This is a genomic window from Aliterella sp. E5.1, assembly GCF_057473825.1.
In genome coordinates, this window is the sequence record NZ_JBYCCV010000002.1 from 70,775 (window position 1) to 86,340 (window position 15,566).

Consider the following 15,566-nt stretch of genomic DNA (forward strand, 5'->3'; position numbering starts at 1 on the left):
GAAAATTAGCTTATAGTAGAGAATCCATAAGATTCATTACCCGAATAGCAGGCTCAGATAGATTGGTTTCTGGAGCAAGATGTTCTAATAATCCTTTTAGAGCAATTAGCTTAAAGCTATTTTCTACCGCACAATGAGCGATCGCATCGGCGGCGGGCAAGTAACCAATTGCGCCCAAATCTGTCAAAGCTACCCGGCGCAACTTTACATCGCTACCATCAAGAGCTTGAACCAAACGTTGCCCGTAGGCATCATTTTGGGTCAATTGGTACAGAGCGCGTAAGGCGGCATACTGTACTTTTACGACAGGCTGGTTTAGGAAGCTTTCAATCATTGGCACTGCCTCGGTTGCGCCCAAACTTCCCAAGGCTTCAATTACGGCTTCGCAGGGTTCCACCGCGTGAGGTCTACCTGTAACTTGCTTTGTTGCTTCTACCCCATCTTTAAGCAGTAACTTCAAAGCGGGAATGGCGGCGGTAGCGCCAAGCATTTCCAACGATTGGGCGGCAGCTTCTCGCACGTAAAAGTCGGAACACTCCAAGGCTTGAATCAAATTAGGGATAGCACTTTTATCGCCTAATTTTCCCAATGCTCTAGCCGCGTTGCGACGCAAGGGGTAGTCGCCAAGTTCGGTGTGATGATCTTCGTCTGCCAAGGCAACGATTAAAGCGTCTACGGCTGCCTTTGTGCGGATGCGAAACTTTCCCAACCACCAAGCGGCATAGTAACGCAGACTTAAATCTTCATGCTGCAAAGAAGCGATCGCGCTTTCCTCTGTCAACGGCGTTACGGCTTCAAGACTAGAATCCACCATCTGAGCTTTAGCTTTTAGCTGACTCGCTAGTTAAAGATTCTATATTCACAATTTTGCCGCCTAAACGAGTAATTCTTTGCATTTCCTCGTTCATGCGGGTGTACGGCACAGTGACAAATACGCTGCCACTGCGTCGAATTCCATGATTATTTTTGTCAGTCTCTTCGTTTTGCTTCAAGCCGACAACTTCATAACGAAATACCCGACTAGCAGAGGATGAAATGCCGCCAGTGCCGACAATTGTTTGACCGAACATTGTTACTCCTGTAGTTATTTTTCTTTTTCTTGAGCGCCAGTAGCCTTACCCTTGCCTTCAGCTTCTAAGTTTTGGTTAGCTGTTGCAGCTTCAGTTTTTGCTTGACTATTGCTATGTTCTAATTTCAAAGGTTCAATACTAACGATTTTGCCGCCCATGCGGTTGATTCGGTGCATTTCTTCATTCATGCGATTGTATGGCACTGTAATATAAAAGCTGCCACTACTGCGAATCGGATAGCTGAGTTGATCTGCTTCATAGGTCTGACGCATTCCTTCAACTTCGTAGCGAAACATCCGATTTTCGGCTCCACTGAGCCTACTGCTACCAAGGGCAGTTTGACCAAACATAACTTATATAGCTCCTGCAATTGTTTGATTAAGGAGATAAGGAAAAGGATGAATTCCTAATTTAGGTTTCAGCCTTTATATTGCTCCCTTGCTCTCCTACTTTCTTAAGCTGGTGTAACGCTGACGATTCTGCCGCCTTTTCTGACGATTTCCTGGTACTTTTGCGATAGTCGTTCGTAGGGAACCATAATCGCTGTCGCACTACGGCGCACGTAAGGATACCCAGGTTGCAAAATTCCTGTGACTTCAATTCTAAACATCCTGCCGCTCTCTTGAGGAGTACCGCCTAAAGCTTTAGCTGAAGCGGAGTCTTGAGGAATAGTTGCGCCATGTCTCCAGCTTGAACCGCCACCGGAGGGCTTGACGATTGTCCCGGCTTTGTTTTGACCGAGTTCGCGCGTAAGCCTGGGAGACTTGCCGCCTACCGATCCGCGATCGCTACTAGCATAGCCTCGATACAGTCGGAACATCCGGGTAAAACCGACAGTTCTAACTCCCGCATCTACCATGAATCCGGTGTAGTAAGGAACCACGCTATTGCCAAACTTTTGTTCGTATTCAATGCTGTCGATGTAGGAATCAATATCGACATCGTAGCCTTGCTCCTCGCATTGTCCAGTATGAAGCCCTAACTCAGCTTCATCGTAGGGAGGACGACCTAAAAGATGTTTAAAATTGAGTTCGACAAAACGTTGATTAGAGTTTGGGTAGAAAAATTTATTTTTGTATAACTCGGATTTGGCTACCGCCCGGACAAATTCGCGTACTGTAATACTTCCTTGTCTTAGTAACGATTCTGCCGAGATCAGGCGCTCGGATTTCATGATATAGTCGTTACCCAACACCTGACGATAAACAGAGCGAATTACCGTTTGCAAGTCGCTCTCTGTCCAATCTGGACGCAATTCAATTCGTGAGGAAGCATCAAACGCAGAAAGACCAAGCGATCCTGCGGCTGCTAAATTGTTCACCATTAAAGCGCTCATAGACCGTCCCTATGCAATTATTTAGATTTTTATAATGAGGCTCTTGAAAAACAATGCCCGGAAAAATTAGTAACTGTTAGCAACAATTTATCTCGTGCGCCAACACTCACTGATTCTTCCGGGCAAACTACTTTAAAACTAGCTTAGGGCGCTAATTGCGTAGTCGATGTAGGTGTTGGTTTGGTTGGCTTCTTGTCCGCTCATACCATGATTTGCTTTGATGTGGTTCAAAGCTTCAATATACCAGCTAGGAGATAGCTCGAAGGAACGGTTGATTTCATCCAATCCAGCAATTAGATACTCATCCATTGGTCCTGTACCACCAGCAATTAGGCAGTAAGTAACCATGCGGAGGTAGTGACCGATATCACGAGCGCACTTGGACTTACCGCGTGAATCGGCGGCGTACTGAGGTCCCTGCATTTGGGTTGTGTAGGGGAATTTTTGGTAAACTGCGTTAGCAGCGCCATCAATTAGCTTTTGTGAGCTTTGTGTCAAACCACGAGCAGCATTTAAGCCAGCGTTAGCTTGAGCAAATCTACCATTAGCTGCTTGTAATTCAGTGTTACCCAAAAAACGTCCTTGGGTATCAGCAGATGCGATCGCTTCGGTAATTGGTGTTTTCATTTTTTAGATTTCTCCCTTAAACTTGTTTTGCAATGTTTTTTCAAGTATTTGACTTAACTAAGCTTGGGTTCGTTAAGCAACAGAAGATGCAGCGCGGTCGAAGTAGCTAGCTAGTTCAGACATGATTGCACTGCAATCGCCTTGAACGATACCAGAAGCTTTTGCATCGTTGGCGATGTTGATAGCGATATCTTTCATTTTTTGTACGCCGGAAGCTGTAGAACCACCAGGTACGCCTAATGCTTGGTAAGTTTCGCGCAAGCCATTTAAGCAGCGATCGTCTAGTACACTAGCGTCGCCTGCCATTAGGGCGTAGGTAACGTAACGTAAGATAATTTCCATGTCGCGCAGACAAGCTGCCATACGACGGTTGGTGTAAGCGTTTCCACCAGGTTGGATTAGTTGAGGCTGATCTTCAAACAAAGCGCGAGCAGCGTCAGAAACGATGCTAGAAGCATTTGTGCTGATCCGGTTTACTGCGTCGATACGCTTGTTGCCTTCTTTAACCATGTTTGATAGCGCATCAAACTGATTGCTGCTCAAAAATTCACCTTTTGAATCAGCCTGAGAAACTACCTTAGCGAATGCGTCTAACATGAACTCAATTCTCCTAATTGCTTAACTTTTGAGTGCAGTTTTGCTAAAAAGCGAAAATGTTGAATGGATAAAACAGACACAAAAAACATTTCATTCAAGTCGCCGATAAAGTTTTTCTCTTACTGCCTCTTAAAATTAAAATTTTAAGAGCGAGAAATCTGAGAAATTTCTTTTTTATATGAGAAATGAGCGAACTTGACTAAATCATGGCTTTGCCTGTTGTTTATCCTCTCTAGGTTATGTTTATACAATGCTGTTGCGACCATGTTTATTACAAATTATTAATGTTAAATTTTAAGCTGACTTAGAAGCTAGATTGACCTATTAGCAAAGAACACAGGCTTTTATTTTTCTGATTTTTTATTACAAAAATTAATAGTATTTATACTTATAGTAAGTTCAATTATCAGTTTAATATTATCTTCATATTCAATCAAACGTAGCGACAGCAGCAAATATAGGCAACATTCAAACTTAAAAATAAATATTTATGTAAACTTAAGTAACAAAAATATTTCTAAATATTGCTGATAATTGTGGAAGTTCTGCGCCGTAAAACCTCTAAAAGAGTCAAAAATGCTGAAGGCAAGGGTGCTGTAACCGAAATCAACTCAGAAGTTACAGGATGAAGCAGTTGGAGTTTCCAAGCATGGAGAGCTTGACCGGGGAGATTTACACCAACATCTTTACCGGAACTATAGAGGGGATCTTTGACAATTGGATGACCGATATGAGCGCTATGGACGCGAATCTGATGAGTGCGTCCAGTTTCTAGCCGAAAGTGCATCAGCGTGTAATTGTCTAGCCTTTCGGCAATTTTCCAGTGTGTAATAGCGTTGCGCCCACCTTTTTCAATCGGAACCACAGCCATTTTTTTGCGGTCTACCGGGTGGCGACCCACAGGGAGGTCAATTTTGCCCTCCAAGGTGGGTGGAACGCCGTAAACAACGCCTAAATAGTCTCTACGAGCAGTTTTAGCTTTGAGTTGGGCTTGCAAGTGTTGTTGAGCAAAATCCGTTTTGGCGATCGCAATTGCCCCGGTTGTATCTTTATCTAAGCGGTGGACAATTCCTGGACGCTGTACGCCGCCAATTCCGGGTAAATTTGGGCAATGAGAGAGTAAGGCATTAACTAGCGTACCGTCAGGATGACCAGGGGCGGGATGAACAACCAACCCCGCAGGTTTATTAACAATTAATAAGCAATCATCTTCGTAGAGAATATCTAGGGGAATATCCTCAGCTTTGAGGTCTAAAGGTTGGATATCGGGAATTTCGATAAAAATGCGATCGCCTTTTTGGACGGTAGCTTTTTTTGTCAGGCAGATTTTGCCATTAACTTGAACGTTTCCTTGGGCGATTAGCTGTTGGAGGCGAGAACGAGATAAGTTGCTAAGATTTTGGGCAAGATAGCGATCTAAGCGGTCGCTATTTTCTTCAATTTGTAAACTAATTTCTATCACAATTTTCTAAATTAATGCCTCGTTCTTGAGCAAAGTTTTAAGAGCTTGCAATTGGGACTTCGCTCTTTTGGCTAGTGTCTTGGTGATTCTATTGCTGCTAAATTAAAAACCGCGCTTGCCTTTTGATCTGCCGAAAGCAACCATAACATCAGAACTAATTTTAACTAATTACTCAGCGATCAAAGTAAAAACTACCTAATTGGGCGACAGCTAGGCAAAATATGATGTAAGTTTACGACTTCACCAATTACAGCGATCGCGGGGGCGCTAAATTGAGCAGCTTCTACTTGCGCCACAACTGTTGCTAGTGTACCAATTAATTCTTCTTGCTCTATCCTTGTACCCCAGCGCACTAAAGCAATCGGAGTATTTAAGCTCAATCCTGCCAATTGTAGTTGCTCAATAATGTAGGGTAAATTGTGAATTCCCATATAAACGACAATCGTTTCTGAGCCATGAGCGATCGCGCTCCATTTGACCACTGGGCGGTACTTTCCCGCGCCTTCATGCCCTGTAACAAAGGTTACTGACGAGCTATAGTCTCGATGAGTTAACGGGATACCTGCATAGGCTGGGGCGGCTATTCCTGAAGTTACGCCGGGGACAACTTCGACAGCTATTCCGGCTTTTACCAAGTCTGCCATTTCTTCGCCACCGCGACCAAATACAAACGGATCGCCGCCTTTTAAACGTACTACTACCGCATTATTTTGAGCTTTAGCAATTAATAATTGAGTAATTTCATCTTGACTTAAAGAATGACGACCCCGACGTTTTCCTGCATCTAATTTTTCGGCTTGGGGATTAATCATTTGCAAAATCGCCGCACTAACTAAAGCATCATAAACTACTACATCCGCACACTCTAATAAACCTTTACCTTTAAGCGTAAACAGTCCCGGATCTCCTGGTCCCGCGCCTACTAAGTAAACTTTACTCAAACACTTTTTTGCTGTGTTATCGTTCATTACTCAATTAAATTAATAATTAAATTTGCTAACTCATTACTAGCGCCTAATGGTTCAACTAGCTGAACATTAACATCAGGAAATTTGATTTTTAGTTCATCTACCGTAGCAGAAATTGCATCAGTAATCCCGCCTGCAAACAAAAAGTATGGCACAATCCCAATTTTTTTATAGCCAGCAATTACTAATTTTTCTACCCGTGTCTCTAATTTTGGCGAGATAGCCCAGTAAGCAGAAAATACACCTAGTTTACGCGCAATTTCTTCGATTGGTGCTTTAGCACTAGGGCGACGGCTACCATGAGCGATTAATATCCACGCTTCGGCGGTATTATTTGCCATTTGTGTTGCTAATAACTCAATTAAACCGGGATGAGTACCCAAGTGAGAATGCAAGTCTATAGCTACTTTTGGATTGCTGATTTGCCGTGCTTTTGCTACTTCTTGGGGGATATCTTCTATCACATGAACTCCAGCCAGCAGAAATAAGGGTAAAACTTGTAACCTGTCATAGCCACAAGCAAGAGCGCGATCGCACTTTTGTTTAATCTGTTCGTGTAGGGGTAAAGGATCTAACTCTAAATATGCTACATCGACTAAGGGTTCTAGGATGGTAAGCGAATTAGTGGCACTTTTATAAGCTAGGTGCGTTTTACCTTTGTTGGCATCTAGTAACTTGTGCTGATAAATTAGTTTAGCTAGTTGCTCCATCGCGATTTGAGGACGCGGGTCGCGGCTTCCATGAGCTACTAACAAATAGGCTGAAGACATTGGGTAAATATTTAGTTGTAACTTGTACTTATATTATTAATTATGCGATCGCATCTTATTTAATCTGTATAGTTTGCTGCGGTTTATATTGACAATTTAGATATGTAACTTCCTAGCTTACAGGCAATAGTTAGTATTAAATTTAACTTAAAAAGTATAACCCAACAGTAATTCTACGGTTGAGTTATTGTTAGCTTGATTTAGCTGACATTATTTAGCTGACATTGAGCAGACTATTGTGCTTGGCTTTCTAAGGCTGGGTCTGCAATGTAACGGAAAGTTGGCTCAGAATTCCAAGGACCGCGCTCATCTTTGCCGTTAGAGGACAAGTTGTAGTAAATATCAACTGTTTCATCAGGTTGAATATTACCAAACATGGGATCGGTTAATTTGCCCAGTGAATCTAAGGCTTTCATGAACATTTGCGTGTGGGAAATTTCTCTAGTTAATAGGTGTACTAGAGTTTTCTTTGTCCCTTCATCGGTAGCTAGTTTAATCAAAGATTCATAAGTCTGACGCGCTCCAGCTTCTGCCGCAATATTAGCTCTCAGGTCGCGGACTACATCTCCACCTTCGTTCAAATAGCTTGCTGTCCAAGTATTACCTTGACTATCTAAAAAGTGAGGTCCCATACCGCGTACAGCAAATAAGGTGCTTTTATAAGCTTCAGTTTGATCGACGTTTTTTGTGTGAGACTCGATCATTTTTCCCACCATTTCCAAGTGACCAAACTCTTCTATGGCAATATCTTGGAGCATATCTTTGATGCCTGGGTTGTCAATATGAAAAGATTGTACCCAGTATTGTAAAGCTGCGGAAAGCTCGCCTGTAGCTCCCCCAAACTGCTCTAAAAGTAATTGAGCAAAACGCGGATCTGCTTCCTTAATATCTACAGTGTGAATGGTTTCTTTTTTGTGAAAAAACATGAGTCTCTCTCTTTATATAAAAATGCAAATCGGCAGATTAGCAGATTCTTTTACCTGCATTTAAACCCGTAACGTTACAATCAAGTAACTAGGTTTAGATTCTTCTTAGAATAATAGGTAAAGTCAGCGATATCATGCACCTTAAGAAAGATTTGCTATTTAGACAGCTACAGCTATACCTAAAATTGCGACTCAAGAAAATTGCTGCTATTAAAAGTAAACCTATATTTTATACAATGAGTTAAGGTTTACTGCTGCTCCGCAGAGTAAGTATAAAAATTTTGCATCAATCCAATTGTTTGAAAGCGATATAGAGGCACAACTGAACTAATTGACAAGTTAGTGCGATAGATACTAAACAAGATAAAATTTTGTCTTTGCGTACTACGAGCAATAATTTGCTGTATTTGCGGGCGATTAGATTCAATTAGTGAAGTGCAATTTTGGACTAAACTTCCAAAGACTTGAGGTACTTGACTGCAAACATCATCTTTTAAATAAGTAGTAAGTTTCTCTACAGCATATTCTTCATAAGTAGAAGCATCTGGGTTAGCGACCGCCATTACTGTTGCTAACCCAGCTAAAAAGACTAAACTAATGGCTGTAAGCGGTTTTAAGCTTTTCATTTGCAGGTAGACAAAAAATAAACAACCTGATTATTTATTTTTGATATTAGTTCATCATGCTATTAAGTGTATACCCATTTAACTACGATACCAAGCAGCAATTTTACTTGGAGAAACACCGATTAAGTAAGCAATTATTGCTACTTGATTGATTAGAGTAGTCTGAATAATTCCTAACTTTTGCCAGCGTCTGCTTGAAGTGGTAACTGGGGTAGGAATAATCGCAATTGAACCGTGACGTTTTAAGCGACAAATCAGTTCAAAATCTTCCATAATTGGCAAGTCTGCAAAGCCCCCTAATTCGTAAAATAGTTTGGCATTGAGGAAGATAGCTTGATCTCCATAAGGTAACGCAAAAATACGCGATCGCATATTTACGCCAATTTCAACTAATCTTAGCCCCCATAAACAACCATCAATTTGCAGGGCAAACGCACCCGCAGCAATATTTGTGGCGATTTCTCGCTCGACCATAGTCTCAAATTGAGGAGGTAAACGAGTATCAGCGTGCAGAAATAATAAAATCTCTCCCGTGGCGGCTTGTGCGCCAGTATTCATTTGCTGGGCGCGATTAGCGGTATTAGATCGCACAACCTTTACCCCTAATGCTTGGGTAATTTCAACCGTATTATCTTGGCTACCACCATCAACAACAATTACTTCTACATTGTTTGTACGAGCGAGGGTAGCAGCAATATTTTCTGCTTCATTGAAAACAGGAATAATTATAGAAAGTTTTTTAGCAGAGTAAGACAAAATTCCTGGCTTTGGAAAGGAGCGCTAAATCAATTTATAGCTATTTTTCGTAAAAAATAGCCAATATCTAGGTAAACCTAGAAAATCGATATATGGAGAAATCAAAGTTATAATAGTTCTCAGTACACGATGCCAGAGCGATAATTTGCTTCAAAAAACGAGCAGGCAAAAGACCTACTTAAATTTGAGCAAGTAGCATTTAGCCCCAATCGCGATTACTTCCTACCCTACAAAACAAGATTAAAAGCCTTTCAAGTCTATCTTTTACTCCTCATGCTTACTCACCACCGCAAGCCTGTATGTCTATCTCTAGTTTCCACAGACTTACCCATTTGGTCAGTGGTAGAAACTGCTGCAACACTATACCAAAAAAGTTGCGAACAGTTCCATATAGTCTTACACGAACCACCTTTACAGCAATTAGAAGTAGCAACCCCGCGCTTGCTGTGGTTGGACATTTCCCCTTGTCGGGTGACTATGAGTATGCAAGCAAGCGGAAAAGTAAGTTATCGTCATTCATGGCAACAAGGGCTTTATGGCTACAGCTACTATTGGCTGCAAAGTCAATCATTTCAACCCCAAGAACAACTGCGCCTGCGGAATTTTACCTGTAGTTTAAATTTGGTTGGTCGTACCCTACCAGAAAATTTGCGCTTGGAATATGAATTATGGTCGGAAAAAGTGCAAATGGGGCGCTATACATTGAATCTAGACATACACCATTAAATTATTGAGAATAATTGACCATTAAAAGCGCGATCGCCTACACTAAGCATCTGGTATACTTGCAAATATCTTGCAACAAATAGTGGTCGGGTCGACCGCATAACATGGGTAACGATACACTACAAGCTAAGGCAAAGCTACTATTGAGTCGCCGACAATTTCTAGAAATTGCTTTAGCAGGGGTAAGTGTTACGGGTGCAGCCATTGCTTATCAAGCGCTCAATCAAAAGTCTTCACCTGTAAGAATCCCAACCATAGAGCCTAGCAATTTGTCAAAAGATAGCAATAATCCAATGGCAATATTGCGGGACTTTGATTATGGCACGGTCAAACAGGAGAAAGGACGGACGATTAGAGAATATAAAATCATTGCCGAAAATTCAACAATTGCTTTAAATAGCGCTGTTAATTTTAATACTTGGAACTTCAATAATCGCATTCCAGGACCAACATTGAGGGCAACTCAAGGCGATCGCATCCGGGTAGTATTTTACAATAACGGCGGTCATTCCCATTCTATGCACTTCCACGGTATTCATCCGGCAGAAGCTGATGGTTTGCGCCCCGTGCGTCATGGGAATGCGGCAATTTATGAATTTGATGCTGAACCTTTTGGCGTGCAGTTATACCATTGCCATACGGAACCTGTAACGCGACATATCAGCAAAGGGTTGTATGGAATGTTAATTATCGATCCGCCCAAACCCCGCCCTCCAGCCGATGAAATAGTGTTAGTAATGGGAGGATTTGATACAAACGACGATAACAAAAATGAGTTTTACGCCTTCAACGGACAGCCAAATTATTACAAAAATCATCCGATTCCCATCTATCAAAATCAGCTAGTGCGGCTTTATATACTCAACATGATTGAGTTCGATCCGGTAGCTACCTTTCACTTACACGCTAACTTTTTTCAAGTGTATAAAACTGGAAGAACCCTCGCACCTAGCGAAGAAAGCGACGTAATTACAATGGGGACAGCAGAGCGACATATTTTAGAATTTGCCTATAAATATCCAGGCAAATATATGTTTCATCCTCATCAAGATGCGATCGCTCAAGCAGGTTGTATGGGGTTGTTTGAAGTTATCCCAGCAACAGCATAAATTGACAAAGTTTTTCACTAATACTAAATAATTGCCATGTCTATTTTACGATTTGTGTTTCTTACTTTTGCGGCGGCTATGCTCTCAGTTTTATTTAGCTGCAATCAAAATCCATCAGTTACAACAACATCAACTGTTCCACCCAGCAATGTTTCTAGCCCCGCAGTGGTAGCAAATGGCAAAAACAAAATCAATATTAATAATGCTATTTTGTCAGAACTAGATAAATTAGAGGCAAAACTGGGTATTCCCGCTTTATCAAATCAAATTCAAGCTCAACGTCCTTACGCTAGTCCCGATGAATTGGTAGCAAAAAAGGTAATTAGTCAAGCTCAATACGAGCAAATCAAAGACATGGTGACAATTGAGGATGTTGTACTTACAGGCGTTGCCAAAGATGTAGATTACATGACCAAACTGGGATTAATGAAGGGACACTTATTAGTTGCCAAAGACCTATTGGATTTACAAAAGCCTGCTCAAGCTGAACCTCATATCGGGCATCCAGTAGAAGAAATTTATGTAGATGTAGAAGACCAATTAAACGAGCGCAATGTACCCGAATTTAAAACAAGTTTAATTAGTTTGCAAGACTTAGTAAAAGCCAAATCTACCAAAATAGACACTAATTTTACAGAAGCCGTAAAATCAGTAGATAATGCGATCGCCGCTTTGCCAGAAAATCAAAGATCTTCGCCAGAATTTGTCTTACAGGTAATCAATGGTTTGTTAGATACAGCCAATTCCGAATACACAGCCGCGATCGCCAATGGTAAAATATCTGCCGCCATTGAGTATCAAGACTCTCGTGGGTTTGTCAATTACGCAGATGAGTTATATAAGGGTATTTCTAGCCAAGTAGCCGCCGTAAATGTTGATACTGATAAATCTATCGCAACCAAAATGAGCGAACTAAGTAAGAACTGGCCCTCAGCGATTCCCCCAGCAACTCCCGTAAATGCTCCTGTTCAAGTTACTCAGTTGATTACAACTATTGAACAAGAGTCGCAAAAAGTAGTAGACAGTAACACCACTGCCAAATAATAAAAATTATGCGCGAACTTAACCAAGAAAAAGCGATCGCTTTGCTCAACGCCATCATGGAATTTGAATTAGCTGGAGTAGTACGCTATACCCACTATTCCTTGATGGTAACAGGACCCAATCGCATCCCGATTGTCGAATTTTTTAAAATGCAAGCAACTGAGTCTCTCACCCACGCCCAGCAAGTAGGCGAAATTTTGACAGGATTAGAAGGACATCCCAGCTTGAAAATTGCGCCCATGGAAGAAACTTTCCAGCATTCAGTCAAGAATATCTTGGAAGAAAGTTTAAATCACGAAAAAAAAGCGTTGGATTTGTATAAAAGCTTACTTAGTACCGTCAATGATGCCAGCGTGTATTTAGAAGAATTTGCGCGCACAATGATTGGAACTGAGGAATTGCACACTATAGAAATCAAAAAAATGTTGCGCGATTTTAGTGGTAATGCAGTTTAAAGCACATAATTTCTAGCAAAAATAGAGAGGCAGGAGAAAATAAGCTGATTTCCTCCTGCCTTAAAAATACCTAAAAATAAAATTATGAATTTTAGTGCAGCTATACCTACATTTGTAATTACTCTCCGCGAAGGAGTAGAAGCGGCGTTAGTAGTAGGAATTGTTCTTGCTTGCTTAAAAAAAGCTGGGCAAAGTCGCTTAAATCCTTGGGTTTATGCGGGTGTAGGCGTAGGAATTGTTGTAAGTGCTTTAGTTGGGATACTTTTTAGCATCGCAATTCCAGTTATCAGTGCCGCTAACCCAAAATACACTACGGTAGTTGAACCCTTACTAGAAGGTGTATTTAGCGTCATTGCGATCGCAATGCTTAGTTGGATGCTGGTGTGGATGACTCGCCAAGCTAGGTTTATGAAGGCGCAAGTAGAGGGAACAATTGGCGCGGCTTTGCAAGACAAAAATGCTGGCTGGGGCGTTTTTAGCTTAATTTTGATTGCTGTAGTGCGAGAAGGCTTTGAAACCGTACTATTTATTGCTGCCAACTTTCAACAAGGGTTAGTACCTGCTTTTGGGGCGATCGCGGGGGTAATAACCGCCGCCGTTGTGGGGGTAATGTTGTTTCAATGGGGAATCAAAATTAACATCCGCTTGTTTTTTAAAACTATGGGGGTGTTACTGTTGCTAATTGTCGCCGGATTAGTTGTATCCGCCTTGGAACATTTTGACGTAGCTTTTGCAACTCTGTCACAGATGGATCGTTCTTCTCAAGGCTTGTGTTTTTACTACGAACGATTTACCAAAAATCCCTCTTGTATTTTAGGGGCGCGAGTTTGGGATACATCAAAAATATTGCCCGACGATAAGTTTCCAGGGATAGTATTTAAGGCTTTGTTTGGTTACAGAGAGAACCTGTTTATCGTTCAAGCTGCTGCTTATGTGGTGTTTTTGTTCACCCTAGGTAGTATCTATTTTCGCAGCTTAAGCGGTAAAGTAAATAAAAAAATTGAGCCGTCGCCTCAATTACCGTTAAGCACTAGACGCGAATAAGCTTATGAATAGTACGGCTTTAGTTAAAGAATTATTTACGCATCCAGTTAAAGGGTTAACTCCCCAGAAATGCGATCGCGTATTTTTGCTTTGCGATCATGGAATTCCTGGCGATCGCGCTTTTGCCTTAATGTACCAAAGCGTTGCTACCGATGTTCCCGACACTGCCGTACCTTGGATGAAGAAAAAAAACTTTGCGATGCAGTGTGATTTACCCGTTTTAGCGGCTTTGAATTGCCAGTACGATAACGCTACTACGATTATGACGATCAAGCAGGGCAATAAGGAGTTATTAAACGCTGCAACTGATACTCAAGAAGGACGCGATCGCCTCAGTAGCTTTTTTAGTGAGTATATAGCTACACACCGTCCTCAAAAAGGAACTTTGCGATTAGTTGGCGATCCAGAAGGTAAAACCCGTTATAGCGATCGCCAACCCGTGCATATATCCTTAGTTAGTCAAGCAACTTTAGACGCACTTTCTAGCGCCGCCGGGCAAGAAATAGATGCGCGACGGTTTCGTCCTAATATTGTTTTAGAAGGCGTACCAGCTTGGGAAGAATTTAGCTGGGTAGGACAAGAATTACAAATAGGACAAGCAAGAATTAGAATCTCAGCGCCGATTACTCGCTGCTTGAATATTGATGTCAATCCTGATACTGGGGAGCAAGATATTAAGCTATTTTCCTTGTTGAAGCAGCACTTTAACCATAAAGAAACAGGTGTAGTAGCCCAAGTAATTAGTAGCGGAGATGTGGCGGTTAGGGAAACAATTGGAGAATAGAAGCAACCCGCCTAGGGTTGAAACCCCAGGCTGATAGTTAAAGTCGGCTTCAGCCGACTGTGCTTGGGAGTAACTAACTAAAACAACGGAGAAGGGGAGATTCGAACTCCCGGAAGCTTTCACTTCATCTGATTTCAAGTCAGACGCAATCGACCACTCTGCCACCTCTCCAATTTAGTCAGTTTGGGTCAAAACTGACAGATAATTATCATAGCTTACGAGCGCGCTGGCTGCACTACTTGACTTACTTGCTGATAAATAATTTCTTCCGATACCACTGTCAAATCTTTACCCATCCAGACTAAGGAAGCTTGAGTAATTGCCCCAGCTTGCAAATGCACTATGGAGAAATTGCGCAACTCGCCACCATCGGGAGTTTTTACAATTCTAGGGACACGCGCGGCATTTAGATACATTGTTCCCTCCGTACTAATCGCAAAGGTTTTTCTTAAGTGTTTTTTTGTATACCTAAGATCGTGGTGCATATGACCGAAGGTAACTAAAGGAATGGTTCTGCCCAATTTACGTGTTTGCGCGATCGCATCTGTCAAATCAGGATCGCCATAATCGCCGCCCAAAGGTTGCCAATCTTTACCACAAGGATCGTCGGCGTTACTTCCTAAACCTACCGGACCATTATGACCGAGAAATATCACTGTCTCATAGGCTGCACTTTCAGCAGCAGCCATTATCTTCGCACTAGACTCAGCAAAACTCGTGACTCCAAATCTCTCTTTGTAAAATTCGGAATTTTTCCACACTTCTCCACCCCAACTAAAGGGGCGGCTACCAACTACAGTAAGTTTTAATTCGGGGAAATCAAGCTTGCTGTAACCAACATGAGTTTCTTTTAATAAATCTATTTGATCTTGAACCCAATCTTCTTTTTGGCGATCGTAAGGGCATTTTTGTTTACCCCAGTCTGAAGCACTGTACCATGCGTCATGATTGCCAAATACTGTTGCTTTAGGCAGCTTTACCGCCGCAATTTCTCGTACTATCTGCACCGACTCGTTGCCAAAATCTCCCACAAATAAGACCAAATCTACATCCAAATGTTGAAGGGCAATTTCGTCGGCGGCTTCCCAGCGATCGTGTATATCTCCAACGATCGCAATGACGATCGATTTGCTAGAGAAAATATTATCCTCAAGTTGTTCGTGCGTTCTCTGGCTGGTCATCCGTTTTTCCTTGCCTGTCTTTCCCTAGGATAGGAAACCTCAGTCTATTTTGACAGAAAAAAGTGCCACAGCTAGTTTTGGTAAA

At 41.8% G+C, this 15,566-nt stretch carries 19 protein-coding genes and 1 tRNA gene; 6 read left to right on the plus strand and 14 right to left on the minus strand.

Features of this window, described 5'->3' with window-relative positions; all coding sequences use genetic code 11:
- Nucleotides 1-10: 10 nt before the first annotated feature.
- From cpcE to AC2VE5_RS01270, 12 genes are all read right to left on the minus strand, one after another.
- A complete protein-coding gene (gene cpcE, locus AC2VE5_RS01215; RefSeq protein WP_486885964.1) occupies nucleotides 11-814 on the minus strand; it encodes a C-phycocyanin alpha-cysteine-84 phycocyanobilin lyase subunit CpcE in 804 nt (267 codons plus the stop codon).
- Between the two features lie 7 nt (nucleotides 815-821).
- The gene (gene cpcD / locus AC2VE5_RS01220; protein ID WP_486885965.1) at nucleotides 822-1,070 is read right to left on the minus strand and encodes a rod-capping linker protein CpcD; all 249 of its coding nucleotides are present in this window, start codon (nucleotides 1,068-1,070) and stop codon (nucleotides 822-824) included.
- A gap of 14 nt (nucleotides 1,071-1,084) precedes the next feature.
- The gene (gene cpcD / locus AC2VE5_RS01225) at nucleotides 1,085-1,420 is read right to left on the minus strand and encodes a rod-capping linker protein CpcD (RefSeq protein WP_486885966.1); all 336 of its coding nucleotides are present in this window, start codon (nucleotides 1,418-1,420) and stop codon (nucleotides 1,085-1,087) included.
- A gap of 104 nt (nucleotides 1,421-1,524) precedes the next feature.
- Nucleotides 1,525-2,406, minus strand: a complete 882-nt coding sequence (locus AC2VE5_RS01230) for a phycobilisome rod-core linker polypeptide (RefSeq protein WP_486885967.1) — start codon at nucleotides 2,404-2,406, stop codon at nucleotides 1,525-1,527.
- Nucleotides 2,407-2,544: 138 nt separating this feature from the next.
- Nucleotides 2,545-3,033, minus strand: coding sequence for a C-phycocyanin subunit alpha (cpcA, locus tag AC2VE5_RS01235; protein ID WP_486885968.1), 489 nt, complete (start codon nucleotides 3,031-3,033; stop codon nucleotides 2,545-2,547).
- Nucleotides 3,034-3,105: 72 nt separating this feature from the next.
- On the minus strand, nucleotides 3,106-3,630 hold the full coding sequence (cpcB, locus tag AC2VE5_RS01240) for a C-phycocyanin subunit beta (RefSeq protein WP_486885969.1): 525 nt from the start codon (nucleotides 3,628-3,630) through the stop codon (nucleotides 3,106-3,108).
- Nucleotides 3,631-4,147: 517 nt separating this feature from the next.
- A complete protein-coding gene (locus tag AC2VE5_RS01245) occupies nucleotides 4,148-5,092 on the minus strand; it encodes an RluA family pseudouridine synthase (RefSeq protein WP_486885970.1) in 945 nt (314 codons plus the stop codon).
- Between the two features lie 191 nt (nucleotides 5,093-5,283).
- Complete coding sequence (gene cobA, locus AC2VE5_RS01250) at nucleotides 5,284-6,060, minus strand: uroporphyrinogen-III C-methyltransferase (protein ID WP_486885971.1); 777 nt, start codon at nucleotides 6,058-6,060, stop codon at nucleotides 5,284-5,286.
- A complete protein-coding gene (locus AC2VE5_RS01255; protein WP_486885972.1) occupies nucleotides 6,060-6,830 on the minus strand; it encodes a sirohydrochlorin chelatase in 771 nt (256 codons plus the stop codon). Before AC2VE5_RS01255 ends, cobA begins: the two co-directional genes overlap by 1 nt.
- A gap of 233 nt (nucleotides 6,831-7,063) precedes the next feature.
- The gene (locus AC2VE5_RS01260; protein ID WP_486885973.1) at nucleotides 7,064-7,756 is read right to left on the minus strand and encodes a manganese catalase family protein; all 693 of its coding nucleotides are present in this window, start codon (nucleotides 7,754-7,756) and stop codon (nucleotides 7,064-7,066) included.
- A gap of 248 nt (nucleotides 7,757-8,004) precedes the next feature.
- The gene (locus AC2VE5_RS01265; RefSeq protein ID WP_486885974.1) at nucleotides 8,005-8,382 is read right to left on the minus strand and encodes a DUF4359 domain-containing protein; all 378 of its coding nucleotides are present in this window, start codon (nucleotides 8,380-8,382) and stop codon (nucleotides 8,005-8,007) included.
- A 78-nt stretch (nucleotides 8,383-8,460) separates the two neighbouring features.
- The gene (locus tag AC2VE5_RS01270; protein ID WP_486885975.1) at nucleotides 8,461-9,138 is read right to left on the minus strand and encodes a TIGR04283 family arsenosugar biosynthesis glycosyltransferase; all 678 of its coding nucleotides are present in this window, start codon (nucleotides 9,136-9,138) and stop codon (nucleotides 8,461-8,463) included.
- Between the two features lie 273 nt (nucleotides 9,139-9,411).
- Between AC2VE5_RS01270 and AC2VE5_RS01275 the strand changes: the two genes are divergently transcribed.
- The 6 genes from AC2VE5_RS01275 (at nucleotide 9,412) to AC2VE5_RS01300 (ending at nucleotide 14,300) form a co-directional block, all read left to right on the plus strand.
- On the plus strand, nucleotides 9,412-9,864 hold the full coding sequence (locus AC2VE5_RS01275) for a hypothetical protein (protein WP_486885976.1): 453 nt from the start codon (nucleotides 9,412-9,414) through the stop codon (nucleotides 9,862-9,864).
- Between the two features lie 104 nt (nucleotides 9,865-9,968).
- The gene (locus tag AC2VE5_RS01280; RefSeq protein WP_486885977.1) at nucleotides 9,969-10,973 is read left to right on the plus strand and encodes a multicopper oxidase domain-containing protein; all 1,005 of its coding nucleotides are present in this window, start codon (nucleotides 9,969-9,971) and stop codon (nucleotides 10,971-10,973) included.
- Nucleotides 10,974-11,009: 36 nt separating this feature from the next.
- Nucleotides 11,010-12,017 carry a helix-hairpin-helix domain-containing protein gene (locus tag AC2VE5_RS01285; protein ID WP_486885978.1) on the plus strand — a complete coding sequence of 336 codons (1,008 nt, stop codon included), beginning with the start codon at nucleotides 11,010-11,012 and terminating at the stop codon, nucleotides 12,015-12,017.
- 8 nt (nucleotides 12,018-12,025) lie between these two features.
- Nucleotides 12,026-12,472 (plus strand): ferritin-like domain-containing protein, encoded by a 447-nt coding sequence (locus tag AC2VE5_RS01290; protein WP_486885979.1) that lies wholly within the window; start codon nucleotides 12,026-12,028, stop codon nucleotides 12,470-12,472.
- A gap of 84 nt (nucleotides 12,473-12,556) precedes the next feature.
- A complete protein-coding gene (locus AC2VE5_RS01295; RefSeq protein ID WP_486885980.1) occupies nucleotides 12,557-13,516 on the plus strand; it encodes an FTR1 family iron permease in 960 nt (319 codons plus the stop codon).
- A 4-nt stretch (nucleotides 13,517-13,520) separates the two neighbouring features.
- Nucleotides 13,521-14,300: an MOSC domain-containing protein gene (locus AC2VE5_RS01300; RefSeq protein ID WP_486885981.1), complete on the plus strand. Its 780-nt coding sequence runs from the start codon at nucleotides 13,521-13,523 to the stop codon at nucleotides 14,298-14,300.
- Nucleotides 14,301-14,386: 86 nt separating this feature from the next.
- Here the strand turns inward: AC2VE5_RS01300 and AC2VE5_RS01305 are convergent.
- Both AC2VE5_RS01305 and AC2VE5_RS01310 read right to left on the minus strand, forming a co-directional pair.
- Nucleotides 14,387-14,471 (minus strand) — tRNA-Ser (locus AC2VE5_RS01305).
- Between the two features lie 44 nt (nucleotides 14,472-14,515).
- Complete coding sequence (locus tag AC2VE5_RS01310; RefSeq protein ID WP_486885982.1) at nucleotides 14,516-15,481, minus strand: TIGR04168 family protein; 966 nt, start codon at nucleotides 15,479-15,481, stop codon at nucleotides 14,516-14,518.
- Nucleotides 15,482-15,566: the final 85 nt, after the last annotated feature.

Excerpts from the sequence above, each read along its gene's own strand:
- cpcD (WP_486885966.1), bottom strand. The coding sequence starts at position 1,420 with ATGTTTGGTCAAACTGCCCTTGGTAGCAGTAGGCTCAGTGGAGCCGAA.
- cobA (WP_486885971.1), bottom strand. The coding sequence starts at position 6,060 with ATGAACGATAACACAGCAAAAAAGTGTTTGAGTAAAGTTTACTTAGTA.
- cpcB (WP_486885969.1), bottom strand. The coding sequence starts at position 3,630 with ATGTTAGACGCATTCGCTAAGGTAGTTTCTCAGGCTGATTCAAAAGGT.
- AC2VE5_RS01275 (WP_486885976.1), top strand. The coding sequence starts at position 9,412 with ATGCTTACTCACCACCGCAAGCCTGTATGTCTATCTCTAGTTTCCACA.
- AC2VE5_RS01260 (WP_486885973.1), bottom strand. The coding sequence starts at position 7,756 with ATGTTTTTTCACAAAAAAGAAACCATTCACACTGTAGATATTAAGGAA.
- cpcD (WP_486885965.1), bottom strand. The coding sequence starts at position 1,070 with ATGTTCGGTCAAACAATTGTCGGCACTGGCGGCATTTCATCCTCTGCT.
- AC2VE5_RS01300 (WP_486885981.1), top strand. The coding sequence starts at position 13,521 with ATGAATAGTACGGCTTTAGTTAAAGAATTATTTACGCATCCAGTTAAA.
- AC2VE5_RS01310 (WP_486885982.1), bottom strand. The coding sequence starts at position 15,481 with ATGACCAGCCAGAGAACGCACGAACAACTTGAGGATAATATTTTCTCT.
- AC2VE5_RS01255 (WP_486885972.1), bottom strand. The coding sequence starts at position 6,830 with ATGTCTTCAGCCTATTTGTTAGTAGCTCATGGAAGCCGCGACCCGCGT.
- AC2VE5_RS01280 (WP_486885977.1), top strand. The coding sequence starts at position 9,969 with ATGGGTAACGATACACTACAAGCTAAGGCAAAGCTACTATTGAGTCGC.
- AC2VE5_RS01285 (WP_486885978.1), top strand. The coding sequence starts at position 11,010 with ATGTCTATTTTACGATTTGTGTTTCTTACTTTTGCGGCGGCTATGCTC.
- cpcE (WP_486885964.1), bottom strand. The coding sequence starts at position 814 with ATGGTGGATTCTAGTCTTGAAGCCGTAACGCCGTTGACAGAGGAAAGC.
- AC2VE5_RS01290 (WP_486885979.1), top strand. The coding sequence starts at position 12,026 with ATGCGCGAACTTAACCAAGAAAAAGCGATCGCTTTGCTCAACGCCATC.
- AC2VE5_RS01230 (WP_486885967.1), bottom strand. The coding sequence starts at position 2,406 with ATGAGCGCTTTAATGGTGAACAATTTAGCAGCCGCAGGATCGCTTGGT.
- AC2VE5_RS01295 (WP_486885980.1), top strand. The coding sequence starts at position 12,557 with ATGAATTTTAGTGCAGCTATACCTACATTTGTAATTACTCTCCGCGAA.
- AC2VE5_RS01265 (WP_486885974.1), bottom strand. The coding sequence starts at position 8,382 with ATGAAAAGCTTAAAACCGCTTACAGCCATTAGTTTAGTCTTTTTAGCT.
- cpcA (WP_486885968.1), bottom strand. The coding sequence starts at position 3,033 with ATGAAAACACCAATTACCGAAGCGATCGCATCTGCTGATACCCAAGGA.